Source organism: Streptomyces sp. NPDC002911 (assembly GCF_053591835.1).
In genome coordinates, this window is record NZ_JBSFUO010000005.1 from 58445 (window position 1) to 72828 (window position 14384).

The 14384-nt window shown below is 68.7% G+C and carries 15 protein-coding genes and 1 pseudogene; 8 read left to right on the top strand and 8 right to left on the bottom strand.

Features of this window, described 5'->3' with window-relative positions; translation table 11 throughout:
• The first annotated feature begins 615 nt into the window (after positions 1 to 615).
• Positions 616 to 1272: a YceI family protein gene (locus ACWD04_RS10195; RefSeq protein ID WP_451130090.1), complete on the top strand. Its 657-nt coding sequence runs from the start codon at positions 616 to 618 to the stop codon at positions 1270 to 1272.
• Between the two features lie 68 nt (positions 1273 to 1340).
• Here ACWD04_RS10195 and ACWD04_RS10200 read toward each other — a convergent pair whose 3' ends face one another.
• A complete protein-coding gene (locus ACWD04_RS10200) occupies positions 1341 to 1625 on the bottom strand; it encodes a hypothetical protein (protein WP_451130091.1) in 285 nt (94 codons plus the stop codon).
• 174 nt (positions 1626 to 1799) lie between these two features.
• Entirely contained in the window at positions 1800 to 2363 is a 564-nt protein-coding gene (locus ACWD04_RS10205; protein ID WP_451130093.1) for a dihydrofolate reductase family protein, read from the bottom strand.
• A gap of 604 nt (positions 2364 to 2967) precedes the next feature.
• Between ACWD04_RS10205 and ACWD04_RS10210 the strand changes: the two genes are divergently transcribed.
• Together ACWD04_RS10210 and ACWD04_RS10215 are read left to right on the top strand one after the other, a co-directional pair.
• Positions 2968 to 4584: a LodA/GoxA family CTQ-dependent oxidase gene (locus tag ACWD04_RS10210; RefSeq protein WP_451130095.1), complete on the top strand. Its 1617-nt coding sequence runs from the start codon at positions 2968 to 2970 to the stop codon at positions 4582 to 4584.
• Positions 4585 to 4609: 25 nt separating this feature from the next.
• Positions 4610 to 5719 (top strand): NAD(P)/FAD-dependent oxidoreductase, encoded by a 1110-nt coding sequence (locus ACWD04_RS10215; RefSeq protein WP_451130097.1) that lies wholly within the window; start codon positions 4610 to 4612, stop codon positions 5717 to 5719.
• 65 nt (positions 5720 to 5784) lie between these two features.
• Here the strand turns inward: ACWD04_RS10215 and ACWD04_RS10220 are convergent, their stop codons facing one another.
• The 4 genes from ACWD04_RS10220 to ACWD04_RS10235 all read right to left on the bottom strand — a co-directional run bounded on the left by ACWD04_RS10220 (position 5785) and on the right by ACWD04_RS10235 (position 9053).
• Positions 5785 to 6900 carry a ferritin-like domain-containing protein gene (locus ACWD04_RS10220; RefSeq protein WP_451130099.1) on the bottom strand — a complete coding sequence of 372 codons (1116 nt, stop codon included), beginning with the start codon at positions 6898 to 6900 and terminating at the stop codon, positions 5785 to 5787.
• Positions 6901 to 7116: 216 nt separating this feature from the next.
• Positions 7117 to 7602, bottom strand: a complete 486-nt coding sequence (locus ACWD04_RS10225) for a hypothetical protein (protein WP_451130101.1) — start codon at positions 7600 to 7602, stop codon at positions 7117 to 7119.
• A gap of 613 nt (positions 7603 to 8215) precedes the next feature.
• Positions 8216 to 8716: a hypothetical protein gene (locus tag ACWD04_RS10230; protein WP_451130103.1), complete on the bottom strand. Its 501-nt coding sequence runs from the start codon at positions 8714 to 8716 to the stop codon at positions 8216 to 8218.
• A 1-nt stretch (position 8717) separates the two neighbouring features.
• A complete protein-coding gene (locus tag ACWD04_RS10235) occupies positions 8718 to 9053 on the bottom strand; it encodes a hypothetical protein (protein ID WP_451130105.1) in 336 nt (111 codons plus the stop codon).
• 141 nt (positions 9054 to 9194) lie between these two features.
• Here ACWD04_RS10235 and ACWD04_RS10240 point away from each other — a divergent pair, with 141 nt between their 5' ends.
• From ACWD04_RS10240 to ACWD04_RS10255, 4 genes and pseudogenes are all read left to right on the top strand, one after another.
• The gene (locus ACWD04_RS10240) at positions 9195 to 9326 is read left to right on the top strand and encodes a hypothetical protein (protein ID WP_451130107.1); all 132 of its coding nucleotides are present in this window, start codon (positions 9195 to 9197) and stop codon (positions 9324 to 9326) included.
• 389 nt (positions 9327 to 9715) lie between these two features.
• Positions 9716 to 10225, top strand: coding sequence for an outer membrane protein assembly factor BamB family protein (locus tag ACWD04_RS10245; protein WP_451130109.1), 510 nt, complete (start codon positions 9716 to 9718; stop codon positions 10223 to 10225).
• Between the two features lie 113 nt (positions 10226 to 10338).
• Entirely contained in the window at positions 10339 to 11217 is an 879-nt protein-coding gene (locus tag ACWD04_RS10250; RefSeq protein WP_451130111.1) for a septum formation family protein, read from the top strand.
• Between the two features lie 75 nt (positions 11218 to 11292).
• Positions 11293 to 11533, top strand: a pseudogene (locus tag ACWD04_RS10255) (TetR family transcriptional regulator); the annotation flags it as partial.
• On the opposite strand, the gene ACWD04_RS10260 reads toward ACWD04_RS10255, so the two are convergent.
• Together ACWD04_RS10260 and ACWD04_RS10265 are read right to left on the bottom strand one after the other, a co-directional pair.
• A complete protein-coding gene (locus ACWD04_RS10260) occupies positions 11530 to 12354 on the bottom strand; it encodes an ATP-grasp domain-containing protein (protein WP_451130113.1) in 825 nt (274 codons plus the stop codon). The pseudogene ACWD04_RS10255 and the gene ACWD04_RS10260 sit on opposite strands and share 4 nt — an antisense overlap.
• Positions 12351 to 13277 carry an ATP-grasp domain-containing protein gene (locus tag ACWD04_RS10265; protein WP_451130115.1) on the bottom strand — a complete coding sequence of 309 codons (927 nt, stop codon included), beginning with the start codon at positions 13275 to 13277 and terminating at the stop codon, positions 12351 to 12353. The genes ACWD04_RS10260 and ACWD04_RS10265 overlap by 4 nt, the downstream gene beginning before the upstream one ends.
• A gap of 210 nt (positions 13278 to 13487) precedes the next feature.
• Here ACWD04_RS10265 and ACWD04_RS10270 point away from each other — a divergent pair, with 210 nt between their 5' ends.
• Positions 13488 to 14288: an N-formylglutamate amidohydrolase gene (locus ACWD04_RS10270; RefSeq protein ID WP_451130117.1), complete on the top strand. Its 801-nt coding sequence runs from the start codon at positions 13488 to 13490 to the stop codon at positions 14286 to 14288.
• Positions 14289 to 14384: the final 96 nt, after the last annotated feature.

Genomic DNA, 14384 nt, shown 5'->3' on the forward strand with positions numbered 1-14384 from the left:
CGCATGCCAGGGAAGGCGTAGCCCTCGATCGCGTCCCACGGCACGTCGAGGTCGTCCATGTGCACGCGCCACTCCGCTTCTGGCAGCGCGCGGCGCAACTCGGGTGACCGAGGGCAGCACATGGTCGAGTACCGGCAGTGCCTTGCCCCGGTCGAACGGCATCTTGGCGGACCCGGCAACGACCTCGTCCGGCCGGCTGTCATCACTGTCGTACAGGTGCAAACTTTCCTGGTCCTCGTACGGGAAGGACGCCATGTGGGCGGCGACGATTCGCTCGGCAGCTGCCGTCTCGGCATCCGGTCAGCGGCGTGGCCCGGCTTGCACAGTAGTAGAGGCAAAACCCGGTATGCCTCCGGCTCGAAACGCTCTGGAGAGTGACCATGATCTGTTCAGAGCCCCTCCTGGGTACGGAAAAGCCGAATCGAAGTCGCCTGGTGTGACGGCGACGAACGGATGCCGAGCCGCCCCCGAGCCAGGACCGATCACGAGGTCCCCACTCTCGACCACCGCCACCGCTTCGCCGACACGCCATCTTGTGAAGGTCTGACCACGGATGTTCGGGTTCCTTGATCAGCCCTTGCGGGCGCCGCTCACCTCGACGTAAGTAACTGTTTCATGAACCTCTTCAGCCGCAGCTCCTTGCTCCGACGTCCGGAGCCCCGTACGGAGGAGCCAACTGCCTCCCCTGCGGCCGCCGGTGCGGCAGTTCTGCCGGATCCCCGTCTGGCCGCTCTCACAGGAGAGTGGATGATCGACCCCGCACACAGCAGGATCGGCTTCTCCGTGCGGCACGCCATGGTGACGACGGTGCGTGGCGCGTTCCTGGAGTACGAGAGCCGCCTCTACTTCGACGGGCGTAACCCTGCACGCTCGCGGGCCGAGATCTCGCTGGCCACCGCGAGTGTCGACACCGGTGTGGAGCAGCGCGACGCGCACCTGATCGGCCGCGACTTCCTGGACGCCAGGAATCACCCGCGAATCAGCTTCGTGAGCACGGCCGTGCAGCTCATCGGCACGGACGTCTACCGCATGACCGGTGACCTCACCATCCGGGGCATCACCGGGCCCGTGGTCCTGGATCTGACGTACATCGGGTACGTCACCGACCCGTTCGGTTACGAGCGCGTCGGGTTCGACGGGACCACCACCATCAACCGTTCCGACTGGGGCCTGACCTACAACGCCCGGCTGGCCGAGGGCGGCGCCATGGTCAGCGAGAGGCTCCGCCTGCAGTTCGACATCGCCGCCATCCGTACCCCCTCCGCCGGCTGAGACCTGTCAGGCCACCGGGCCGGCCGCCGCACCCCTGAACGTGTAGGGGGAGGCGCGCGGCGACACCCTCAGCGCCGCTTGGCTGCCGGAGGCACACCGGCCGAGGTGAGCACCCCGCAGTCGTCGATGCCTTCGTGGAGGTAGCGGTAGCCGGTGGTCCGGGAAACGCCGGCGTCCCGTGCCGGGCAGTGCACGCAAGCGTGTTCGCGGAACCAGGGCAGGACGAGCACGGCCTGGCGAAACGTCCCGAGCGCGCGGCTGCCGCGCGGGGTGCCGATGCGGCGCCGGGGGCGGGACAGCAGACGAGACAGGTGGTCCACGACATGGCGCGGGACGTCGAGCGTGGCAAACATAGGTGACCGACGTGAAGCCTCTGGGAATGCAGACATGCTCTTGTGGCGAGACCTGTCCTACCAGGAGCCTTACATGCGTCCGCGGCCGAGTGTGGTCCGTACGACTCGTCGTGGCCAGGCGGTAGTTCGCACCGCGTCGGGCAGGTGGTTCCCAGGGCTCGGCGGACGAGCCGGCTAACGCGCCACGCGGTAGCGGAGGTAGACGACTCTCGAGCTGAAGGTACGGGTCTCGACGAGTTCGAGATCCACACGGCGCTCGCGCTGGGGAAAGAATGGAATGCCACCGCCGACCAGCACCGGGTAGACCCTGGCCCGGTACTCGTCGATCAGACCCAGCGCGGCCGCCTCGGCAGCGAGGGTCGCGCCGCCGATCGCGATGGCGCCGTCCCCCGGTTCGACTCGCAACCGCTCGATCTCCTCCGCCAGGCCGCCAGAGGCCAGGCGGGCATTGCCCTGGACCTCCGACAGCGTGGTGGAGAACACCACCTTGGGGAGCGGCTTCCAGATCGCGGCAAACTCGAGGGTTGAGAAGTCGAGCGAGGAATTCTGGTCGGCGCTCTCCCAGTACAGCATCGTCTCGTAAAGCCGTCGTCCCAACAAGTGGACGCCGACCTCTCGCACCTCGTCGGTGGCCAAGCGAAAGACCTCCTCGTCGGGCGTCGTCCAGTCGAAGCCGCCGTCCGGGCCGACGATGTAACCGTCAAGTGAGACGCCCATCGAATAGGTCACGCTGCGCATCAGAAGTCCTCCTCGGTAAGGGGTTCGACAGTATGACTGCCGGACGCCGCAGAACTCATCGCGGCTCGTCGGATCCCCTGGGCCGAGTCACCACACGAGATCATCTCGATGAGAGAACCTCAGTGCGTACATCGCGTCAACACGCGTGGCCGACTCTGAATGGCGAATTGCCAAACCACATGCAAGCCTGAGAAAGGCCGAGGAGAACGGGCCGAACTCACCCCATCCTCCGAAACGCTGTTTCGAGGCCATTTCGAGCGGGTGACACCGAGAATTTCGGTCCGGTGACCGTCGAGGTGCAACGCGTGATCCGTTTCCGGCGTTTCGATCGCTGCCCCTGGACCACAGCCTCGACTACCTGGCCTTCCGGAAGACGGACCCCACGAGAACGACCAAATGACAGTGCGATTTCTTGACGGCGGACCGGTCGGCGTCGACCTGCGGCTCGCGATGGGGCGGGAGATCCATGAAGAAGGAAGGGGATCTCACCACCGAGACGCATTCCCACTGATTCTCGTACCGCCGGTGAATCCCACGGCTGGTCACCGTCCTCACCGGGCAGTCCACACCACCTGCTGACCTGGATCTCTCACCGGGAGCGGACATGAACCTCGATGACATCTCCTTCTGCGAAATCCACCCTACGGTCGGCATCGCCAGGCTGGGCGACAGCCCCGACGGCTTCTTCATCGGTCCGGAGGCCCCCGGCATGCCGCCGCGGCCCGACGGCGGCTTCAAGGACACCGCCGGACGGATCAAACGCCAAGCCGCCCGGTTCCGCCTGTACGCCTACGACCAGGCCGGCGCTGTCCTGGGCGAGCTCACCTCGGCCGACGCGCACATGTCCTGGACCGCCGAACTGGCCAACTCGAAGGGCGAGTGGTTCAAGTTCGCCGGGCGCTTCCACCAGTCCGGGGCGAACGCCGACCGCCGTAACCGGCATCTCGATCCCGGTGATCCCTCGGCTCGCGCCCGGCTGGTCATCCGGCCCGGCCCCCGCAGTGTGACCGGTCCGTCCCAGGACGGCACGGGCGCCCGGTTCGACACCGGAACCTTCCTGGGCACCCCGGTAGCGCTGGGGGAACTGCGCACCGACGAGGCCGGCCGACTGCTCGTCCTCGGCGGCTTCGGAAAGTCCGCCTCGGTCAAGGCCGCCAACCCGATCAGTCACTTCGCCAACAACGACTTCTGGTTCGACGACATCTCCGACGGTCCGGTCAGCGCGAGCGTACGCCTGGGCCCGCAGGGTCGCCTGGTACCGGTGACTCCCGCCTGGGTCGTGACGGTCCCTCCCGATTACGCACCCCACACGCCGAGCCTGATCACTCTGTACGACGTCGCCCTGGAGGCCGCCCGCACGTTGGGCAGGCTGCCTGTACCACCGGAGGTTTCCTTCACCCGGGACATCTACCCGTTGCTCGCCCGGCCGGTCGAACACGCATGGGTCAACGCGGTCGCGCGCCTGAAGCACGGCGCCGGGCGGAACTTCCTCACGCCTGACCGCCTCACCAAGCTGTCCTCGAACGCCGACGTCAACGCAGCGCACCGTCAGGCCGTCTTCGATCGCTTGCGTACGCCGAAGCCTGGACTTCTGGACCTCAGCCAGGCCAACGATGGATTCATGCCTGTCCTTGCCGGCGACGGAGGAGACAGAGACCCCGAGCAGCCGAACACCTGGCTGACACTTCTGCCAGGCCAGTACGAACGGATGCGGCGCTGGGCCGTCGGCGACTTCCTGGCCGACTGGCCGGGCGCGCCCGCCCCTGCAGTCCCGCTCGAAGCCTTCGCGCCTGAAGACCAGCCGCACGCTCTGGTACGGGCTGCGTTGGAGGCCTGCAGCGGCGGGGGATTCTTCCCTGGAATCGAGATGACGTACATCGCCGACAATCCGGCCACCTGGGCCGCGCCCTTCCGGCTCCGCAAAGACCTGACCGCCGGTGATGTCACCAAGTACATGGCCCTGCCCTGGCAGGCCGATTTCCACGCGTGCCACACCCACTGGTGGCCGGCTTCCCGTCCCGACGAAGTCCTTCCCGAGCCGGAGCACGACGCGCTCATCCAGGTCGCGGCCGAGGCGTTCAAGGAGTGGGACCGTGGCATCGACGACGCTGACGAAATGGTCGCGAGGTGGAGCACTCTCGGATTCGTCGTCGCCCGGACCGGCCCGGACGGCCGCACGATCCTGGTCGAGACAGAGCGGACGGTTACGGAGCCCGAGTAGGCCAGGCAGAGACTGGAGCAGTGGGTTGAGTGACAGCGGTTCGAACAGCGGCGTGAGGATGCGGCACTGCGACGTTCTGGTAGCCGGTGGCGGGCCCGCCGGGTGCGTGGCCGCGCTGAGCCTCGCCCGGGCCGGGGCGCGAGTCGTCATCGTCGCCCCGGTGGCCTCACCCGGCTCGAGGGTCGGGGAGAGCCTTGCTCCTACGGCCCGCCCGCTGCTGGAACGACTGGGAGTGCTCGACCGTATCGCCGCCGATGGGCACGCGCTCTGCCACGGCAACCTGGCCGCTTGGGGCGAGAACGCGCTCAGTGCCGCGGAGTATTCGTTCGGGCCGTACGGCGATGGCTGGCACCTGGACCGAGCCCGGTTCGATGCCGTCCTCCTGCAGGCAGCCCGGGCCGGTGGCGCCTGCCTGTACGCCGGGCGCGTCCGCGGCGTCCGACGGGAGCACGGTCATTGGCAGGTCGTCATGGGTGACGGCAGTGCTCTGCCCGCCGGCTATCTCGTCGACGCCACCGGCCGGGCGGCGCGGCTGGGCCGCCGGGTCGGAGCGACACTGACCCGCTCCGACCGCCTGGTCGCGGTCGCCGGACTGTTGGGTCCGCCGACGACGGGGGCAGCGGACCTGGAGCGGACTTCGCTGGTGGAGTCCACTCCCTGGGGCTGGTGGTACACCGCCCCCATGCCCGGTGGTGGGCGGATTGTGATGGCCATGACCGATGCTGACCTCAGCCGCGGCCTTCGTCTGCTCGATCCGGATGTGTGGTGGGCCCGAGTACAGCTCGCCGCTCACATCCGGGACCGCACCGCCCATTGGGAGGAGCCGCCCCGGCGGCTGCGGGTGCTGGCGGCAGGCTCCGCCTGCGCCGACCCGGCGGCCGGACCGGGCTGGGCAGCTGTCGGCGACGCCGCCACCGCGACCGACCCTCTGGCCGCCAGGGGGATCGTCACCGCGCTGGCCACCGGCCTGGCCGCGGCACGGGCCGTTCTGGCCGACCGAGCCGGTGAGACCGGTGCTCTGGATGCCTACGCTCGGCGCATCGCAGTCGTACACGCCGAGTACCTCCAGGCACAGGCCGCCCAGTACCGACGCGAACAACGCTGGGACACCCCGTTCTGGCGCCGCCGACACTGAAGCCACCTGCCTGTCAGCCTTATCCCCCTCCTCCGCCGCCCCGGAGGGAGCGTCACCCGCTGAGATCAAGCGTTCTCGGCCCCGCTTCCTGTTCTGTCCGCGACGTACCGGAATTCCGGACCGTATGTCTTGCCGCTGCCGTCCGGCAGCGGGATCCGCATCAGATCCTGTGCGGGCTCCCGCAGTCTGCGCATCTTCCCGATGGCTTGATTCAACAATTGCGTTGCCGTACCGGTCTGCTCCGTCTGCCACGCCTGTTCGAGGAAATAGAGCAGCGAGCTGTAGTGCTGGTTGAAGGTGTGGAGAATTCTCCTCACCTCGCTGGGGACCGCAGGAAGGCCCGCCTCCCAGCCGCCCCCGGGTACCGTTCCCATGGGGAAAGTCCCCGGCATGGGAATCTCGGCTCCTTGGAAGTCGAACGTCTTCGGATCCTCCGACACCACGATCAGCTTTCGGCCGTGATAGATCTCCCGGAACGAATAGAAGTGAGCCAGCTCACCGGGCTGCCCAGGGAACGGGTTCTCCGGCGAAGTCGTGGTTCCCTCGCCCTGTTCCTTGATGATCTTGATTGCGGCCTCGACGTCACTGAACGATCTGAGCGCTACAACGTCATTCCCCCTGCCATGGTGCGACATTCTTGCGGTGACCTGCCGGGTGCCCGCGATCAGGTCCTGCTGCTTTCGGAAGGATTCCAGGATTGCAGCGTAGAAAGCCCCGATGGACGTATGGCTTTCCCTGATCTCGGCGACTGGCTGGTCAGGCGCTTCGATCCGGGAGTACATGTCGAGCGAGTGCCTGGACAGCCCGGTCAGGGAGACAGACAGCTCGGGGCGCACCCCGCCGGGCAGGGGGCCGGGATACTTCGGCACCAGCCTCTCGTCGGCGACCCGCGGAGTACCGCCGACAGTGGTGAGCATATTGCACACCAATCCCATGTGGGACATCTCGTCGAAGACGATTTCTTCGATCGTCGTGAAGACGTCGGAGCCACGACCTGAATCATCGATCGACCAGAGCCCGCACAAATAGGGAGGAAGGGTCGCGAGTTCCAGCATGATGGCCTGTTGCAGCGCATTCTTCAGCCACACCTCGTCATGTTTTTCAGGAGGCATCGCCATGAGCTCGACGATCATGCTGCTTTCGAAGTCGAAGGCTGCGGCCACGGTTTCCCTCTCGGTCATGGATTCTGATCCATTTTGAAGCGAGGCGTGTCGACACCATCAGTGCGCAGGGGCCGTACTCCCGGAGTTCATCCGTACGGCTGACAAATGATCAGGCACACAGCTGGTCTGATCACACGCCCCTGGGGGTGAGCGTGGAGGCTGACGAAGCACTACCAAGCCCTGCTCCCTCGTCGGCGCCGCGCTTTCCGTACAGATCGCTGGACCGCACCTGCATCAGGCCTCCTCGTCGGCGCGGCCCTCGCCCGCCATGTACCGCCAGACCAGGGCGTGAGCCAGGACGACCAGGACGATCAGCATGAGAGCCTCGGTCTGGATGGGGCGCAGTCCGACGTGCCGCGCGAGTCCGGGCCAGGCACCGACGACGGCGATCAAGGCATAGAGCAGTCCGGCAGCGGTCTGCTGCCAGGTGATGAAGTGGTCGCCGCGGACACGGGCCAGCAGGCGCAAGGTGCACACGCAGCCGATCACGGAGAGGACGACGAAGGCCGATCTCCAGATCTTCGGCTGTTCGATGCCGCCGACCTGGGCGAACAGGCCCATCAGGGCGGGCAGCAGGAAAGAAAGGTAGATCCCGCCGACGACACGACGCAGGGCGGGGTCACGCATCCAGTCGGCATGGCTCTGCACGACGTTCCACCACAGGCCGACCAGGGCGAAGCAGGTCGTGGAGAAGAGGGCGTAGAAAGTACTGACATCCATGGACGACGAGGATGGCAGTGCTTCCGGCTCCGGCGGGCGCCACACGCCCTGCCACTCCCCGATGCCGCCGGTACGGACCAGTGAGGTCCATCGTCCGGTACCGCCGGCACGGCACCCGCCTCGTCGGCGGCGACGAATCCCACTCCGTCCGGACGGGCACTTCCGCCGAGGCCGCCTTCGGCCGCCCGGCTTCCTGGACCACCGATCGCGTGCCGCTTGGTGGCCCGGGACCGGAAAGCCCGACCAGTCCGTCGCAGGTTGGCAGGTGATGATGACCAGCTTGGCTGTCGCTGATCCTCCGGCCCCGCCCCCGGCGCGCCCTCGCCGGTGCTGGTGCCGGTGCCGGACCACCGGCCTTCGAACGCGAGCTCCACAAGGCCCGCAACCTCATCACACGCTACTTCGTCCGGGCCGGACACGCGGGAGTCCCTCGGGAGCACCTGCAGGAGGAGGGCCGTGCCGACGGCGTCCGCGCGGGGACGCCCCCAGGTCTCATGGGCGATGCGGAAGCCCGGGAGAACAGCACTCGTCTCCGGCGCCAGGGGACCACCCACTCCGGGGGGCGGCGACGGGTGGCCGAGGTACGGCCCGTGCGGCTCAGTACGACTGCACCTCAGTCCAGCTGCCGTACGCCCGCCGCGTCGCGCACGAACACCGTGCGGGTGTCCGTGGCACTGTAGCGCTCCCTGATGGTCAACGTTTCCGGCATCCCGGTCCCGGGTTCGTCCGGCCGCTCCCCGTAGAGGACGTAGGTCTTCGCCTCCTCGGTCTCTCCCTCCAGCTGCAACCAGCCCTTGCACCCGGCAACGGGGAAGGTACCGGTCGCCGTGATCGTCACGGAGGTGGCCGTCCGGCTGAGGGCGTACGTCGCCGTGCCGAGGTCCAAGCGCTTGCGGACCCCGTCCTTCCAGCGCTTGAAGAGGGCGATCCACTCCGCCGGCCACAGTCCGCCGGTGGCGGTCGGCGGCATATCGTCCTCCAGCCGGGCGAGGATGTTCTCTGCCTGGGCGACGACAGCGTCGTAGTCCCACAAGTCGCACAGAAAGGCCATGTGGGTGCGGTCGATGGCGCGGAACATGGGCCGGATGTGGAGCTCGAAGACAGGCGTCCGCACGTCAGCACACCTCCATCAGTACGTCCCTCAGCACGGCCTTCGTGCTGAGATCCGGTGGCTGCTGCGCGCTGCCGACGAGGTTCGGTGGCGGTGTGCACCGGAGAGTCAGCGCCTGGCCCTCGGCGGCCGCGGCCGCCGGCTCCGGCACCGCCGCCGCGTCGAACCGGACGGCGCAGGCGACCCGGTGATGCGGTCGCGGCTCGCAGCCCCTGCGCCCCCGGTGCCGGGCGCGCTCTCCGTGATCACCGGCGGGCGCGCGCCGGATGCCGATAGCGTGGATGCAGTCGTCCAGCTGCACGGCGCCCAGCGAATTGATGTTCCAGCGCTTCTTGGCCATCGTGGTACCTCCGTTTCCTCGAAGAAGGAAGATAGACAAGGCGGCGGCGTGCCCCCGAGCATGGCGCCGAACGAGGGCGCGCCAGAACCGGCCGGCCGAGAAGCCGCATCTCAGCCGAACGTCGTAGAGGACCTCTGCGCAGTGCAACGCGTCTGCGACGGCTTGGAGGCCCTGGAACCCGGCGTCGTCACCCTGACCCGTCGGCGTCCCGAACCGTCGGAAGCCCCGGACGACACCCTGCCCACGTGGTGCGCCGTCGCCCGTAAGGCGTAACGGCGGCTTTCCCGCTCCCCGCGCCCGCAGGACGTCACGCCGCCGTTCGTCCTTACCCCGCCCGCCGGCCCTCCGCCGCTCGTCCCGCCCGGCCCGGCCGCCGGACCGAGCCGTCGCGCGCTGCTGGTGGGGCTCGCAGCTGGAGCCGTGGCACTGACAGGGGGTGGCACGGCGCTGACCCTGTGGCTGTGGCTGTGGCTCCAAGAACGGAACGTTCGTCTGTTCCATCGACCCGGCGAAACGGAAAGTCGGCTGACAGATGGTGCTCACGAGCACCGAGACGCAGGCGAGCAAGGGCGATCTGTTCGTACCGTCCTCCGGGACGCGGCTGCTCTGGGCGAGCGCCAACACCGACGGGAGCGCCCCCTGCCATCACGGGCTCGAGCGCCATGGACGTACTGTCCCAAGGTGTTTACGGACCGTGGCGGGACGGCGCGCACTCCTCGGCCGGTGGCTTCTTCCTCCATGTGGCCGACCGCCTCTACGCCATCGACCCGGCCAACGGGCAAGTGGCCTGGAAATCACCTGAGGTCGCCTTCAAGGCCGTGGTGGCGAGCCCGGACGGGAAGGCGGTCTACGCCGCCGCCGGCACAGGCCTCGCGATGGTCGTCTACGCCCTGGACGCCCACACCGGAGACGTGCGCTGGGCGGGCTCCCTCTTCGAGGGAGGATCATCCGGCCTCCCGCACCTCCAGTGCGCCGACGACACGGTCTACCTGTGTACGGGCGCCTGGCTGTGGGCTCTCGATGCCGGTGACGGCAGGGCCCGTTGGAGGGCCGAGCTGGACTCCGCCGTGACCTATGGCCAGCTCCCGCTCTTCGCGGGGGACGGCTTCGTGTACGCCACGGGGCCGAAGGGGCTCATGGCCTTCACGTCGACAGGCAAGGCGACGTCCTGAGCGGTCGACGCCGACCGCGGGAGGGTGGCGACGACCATGCACAGCGCGGTCACATTTATGCCATACGATGCGCACACCTGTTCACCGCTTTTCCGTTTGAGGATGCCCACGTCATGTTTTTCGGTGTCACGTCCCGTTCAGCTCGCGGCATGTCCGCCGCAGTCGCCCTTCTCGCGATAGGCGCGGTGGGCTGCGCCGATGCCATCGACAGCGCCAAGGCCGGCGCCAAGACAGCAGTTCGTCAGCGGTCTGTCTTCTCGCTCACCCCTGGCGACTGCTACAACCCGAACAGCGCGGCGACGGCGAGCGAAGAGTTCAGCGTCGAGATCGTGCCCTGCGAGGAAGCACACGAGGGCCAGGTCGTCGGCGAGTTCGCCATCGACGGGGAGTCGGCGTACCCGGGTGACGCGGGGGCCTCGAAGATCGCGGACGAGCGGTGCCCGGCGGAGTCGCAGAAGTTCGTCTCCGACACCTGGGCGATACCCAAGGGCGTCGACCTCTTCTACTACTACCCCACCAGCGAGAGCTGGAAGACCGGCGACCGGGCGGTGAGCTGCACGTACGCCATGGAGAAGGGCACGTTTTCCGGCTCGCTCCAGAACAAGTCCCTGGACGCCGACCAACGCGCTTACCTGAAGGGCGCGAACGCCGTCTACGAGGCGCTGTGGAGCAACCAGCCCGAGGCGGAGGAGATCGAGAAGGACCTCGCCGGCTACAAGAAGCAGGCCGAGGCCGTCTCGACCGCGCTGAACACCCACCTGACGAACCTGAAGGGTGTGAAGCAGCCGGAGACCGTCAAGCTCCGCTCGCAGCTGACGGAGACCGCGGAGGCGTGGGAAGACGCCGCTTCGGCCGGCAACACGGACGATTTCTACGTCGCCTACGACCTGGCCTTCGCCGGCATCGACCCGAACAAGACGGTCGCCGCCCGGAAAGAGTTGAAGCTCGCCACCACTGTCCCGGCCGACGACGCCGAGGTGTGGGCCGGCTGATCCGCCGACCCGCGGACACCGCGTGAGGCGGTCCTCCGGTCCTCCCTCGCCCACCGGAGGACCGAAGTCGGCTTTCGCTGCGCCTTCCTGGCCGCCGCCGCGGCTCAGGACCCGGTGGCTGGGTTCGCCGGCCCCGAGTTCTCCCGGATGATCGCCGACAGTCCCACGCTCGCGGCCTGTCTGCGTGGCCTGCACGACAGGCCGCGAGGAGGCGCTGGCCGAGGCGTCAGGCACCTCAGCCGGCGACATCGCCGCGATTCTCGAACAGGAGGCCGCCCTCGCCTTCGCTCTGCTGGGACCGTCCCTCGCGGACTACGCGGCGGCTTGGGGGCCACCGCCGGGCACGTACGGTGTCAGCCGCCCTGTGGTCAGCGCTGCCAGCGCCCCGGGCGCGCCCTCGGGTCCACGGATGCCGGGGAATGCGTTGACGTCGACCACGACAGGCTCGCCCCTGCGGTCCAGCACATCGATCCCGTAGACGTCCAGGCCGAAGACCTCACCCACGTACAGGGCCAACCGCGTCCAGGCGGGCGGTGGTTCGCCGGTCACGGGGCCGGGCAGCGGGCTCGTGGTCCGCACCGTCCCGGGTGCGGGGCGCAGGCCGGTGAACACCTGGCCGGCGATGACCCACAGCTTGTGGTCCCAGCCGCTGTTCGGTGTGAACTCCTGGACCACCACGGGCTCCTCGGGCCACGCGGCGGCGATTTCACGGAGCCGTGCCGGGCCGTCCACGCGGACGACGAGGTCTCCGCGGCGGTTGTGGCGGCTCTTGACCATCAACGGATATCTCTCCGCGTCCGGCAGGAGCGCGCACAGCGCCGGCAGCGTGCGGGTGCGCGGCATCGGGATTCCCGCCCCCGCCGCCACCTCCGCGATCCGGCTCCTGTCCTGGCAGAGCTCCGTCGCCGCGGCCGAGTTCACCACCCGGGCGCCTCGCGCCTCGAGGGCGCGGGCCAGCGCCAGAGCTCTGGGGGTGTGCGCCTTGAGCAGGTAGACATCGGCGAGGCCGGCTCCGTCCGCCGCGCCTTCGGAGTCCGGGTCGGCGTACGTCACCTCGTGCCGCGCCTGGAGCAACAGGGAGGCCGTGGCGGCGAGCATCGGATGATCCGGCTTGTCGGTCAGCAGGCACACCCTCATACGGCTTTGCTCCCGAGCGCGTTGACGAGGGCGGCGGCCGGCTTGGGGGACGGTATCTGCAGGGGCAGGAGCGTTTCCGGGCCGATGAGCCGCCCCGGCCCGGTGCGTCCGTTCCCGCGCCTGGCGAGGCCCAGGATGGCGTCGGCGACCCGCGCCACGGAATCGGGGACCTGCCGGAAGCTGGGGAAGTCGTTGATGTCGACGACGACAGGGCCGTCGGGCCCCAGCACGATGTCGACGCCGTACAGATCGAGTCCGAAGACTTCTCCGACCCGTTCGGCCACCGCCGCCACCTCGGCGGACAGCGGCACTCCTCTCGCCTCGACCGGCCGGTCGGGGTGGAGCGGCGACTGCCGCCGGGTCGCGTGGAGTTCTCCCGCGAGGCAGTACACCTTCAGGTCGGCACCGGAGTTGGGTACGTAGGGCTGTGCGATGAGCCGCCCTCCCCCGGCCTCCTCCCCCTCCCCGGACGACAGCCCGGCCGGATCGCGCACCAGACGGACCCCGCGGCCCGAGCTGCCTTCGGCGGGCTTGACGACCAGCGGGAAGAGCTCGTCCGGGACGGCGGCGAACAGCGCGGCCCGTGGGGCCGTGTACGTCACCGGCACCGGCAGCCCGTGCTGTCGCGCGATCACCGAGGTCAGGGCCTTGTCGCGCACCGGGCGGATGGAGCGGGCGTCGTTCACCGTGGTCAGCCCGACGGCCGCGGCGGCCTCGAGCAGCGTGAGCCCCGGGCCCCCGGAGACGGTCTTGAGTATCCAGGCATCGTGGGTCCCGCCCCGGATCTCCTCGGAGACGCGCATCATCGAGGCGCCTGGCCTGACCACATCCACGTGATGCCCCAAGGTTTTCAGCCGTACGACTACATCGAGCGGCATGCCGTCCTGCCGGTACTGCTCTTCGACGAGGAAGCAGAGCTTCATCCGAGAACTCCTCGGCGCCACCGTAGGAACGTGAGCGCACAGCGATCCGCGCGGCGCCCTTGAGGACACCTCCGAAATGGATACGCTACGTCACATTAACCCCCAAGCTTGAAGGGCGGGGGGCCTGGTGGCCACGGCACGGACGGACACCAGGGCGCCGGCAGCGCTTCACACCCCCATCCGCCCCTCCACATGGACGAGGAAAGACCGTTGAGCCCTGCCCCTTCGCCCTTCCGACTCGTCCCCGGCGCCCCCGGCTCCCCTGTGCTGCTGCACGTCCCGCACTCCTCCCGGGCCATCCCGGAGCAGGTACGCGGCGGCATCGTGCTCGGTGACGAGGCGCTTGAAGCCGAACTCGACCACATCACGGACTCCCACACGGCCGACCTGGCCGCCAGGGCCTCCGAGGCCTGCGCGGCGGCGCCCTGGCGCTTCGTCAACGGCCTGTCCAGGCTGGTCGTCGACCCCGAGCGGTTTCCCGACGACCGGGAGGAGATGCTGGCCGTCGGCATGGGCGCGGTCTATACCCGCACCACGCACCGGAAGCCGCTCCGCCCGGCCGGTGCGGACCCGGAGCCGCTGCTCGACCGGTATTTCCACCCGTACGCGCGGGCGATGACCGCAGCCGTCGACGAACGGCTCGCCGCCATGGGACGGGCCGTCGTCATCGACGTCCACTCCTACCCGGCCACCGCGCTCCCGTACGAACTGCACGGCACCGGTCCGCGCCCTCCGGTCTGCCTGGGCACCGACGGCTTTCACACGCCGCCCGGGCTTCTGGCCCGGGCGGAGGCGGCATTCGCGGGATTCGGCGGCACAGGGCTGAACAGCCCCTTCCCTGGTACGTACGTGCCGTTGAAGCACTACGGGACGGACCCGCGGGTCAGCGCGCTGATGATCGAGATCCGGCGCGACCTGTACATGACCGAGCCGGGCGGACCGGCCGGCCCGGGGCTGGACGCACTGGCCTCGGCGCTGGCCGGGCTGGTGGACGCCCTCCTGGACGCATGACGAGGGGCGCAGAAGGCGCACGGGAGGCGCATAAGGAGCGCCTGTTGCGGGGATGCCACCAGCAGGTCACCTGAGTGCATAACCTTGTGTGGCACG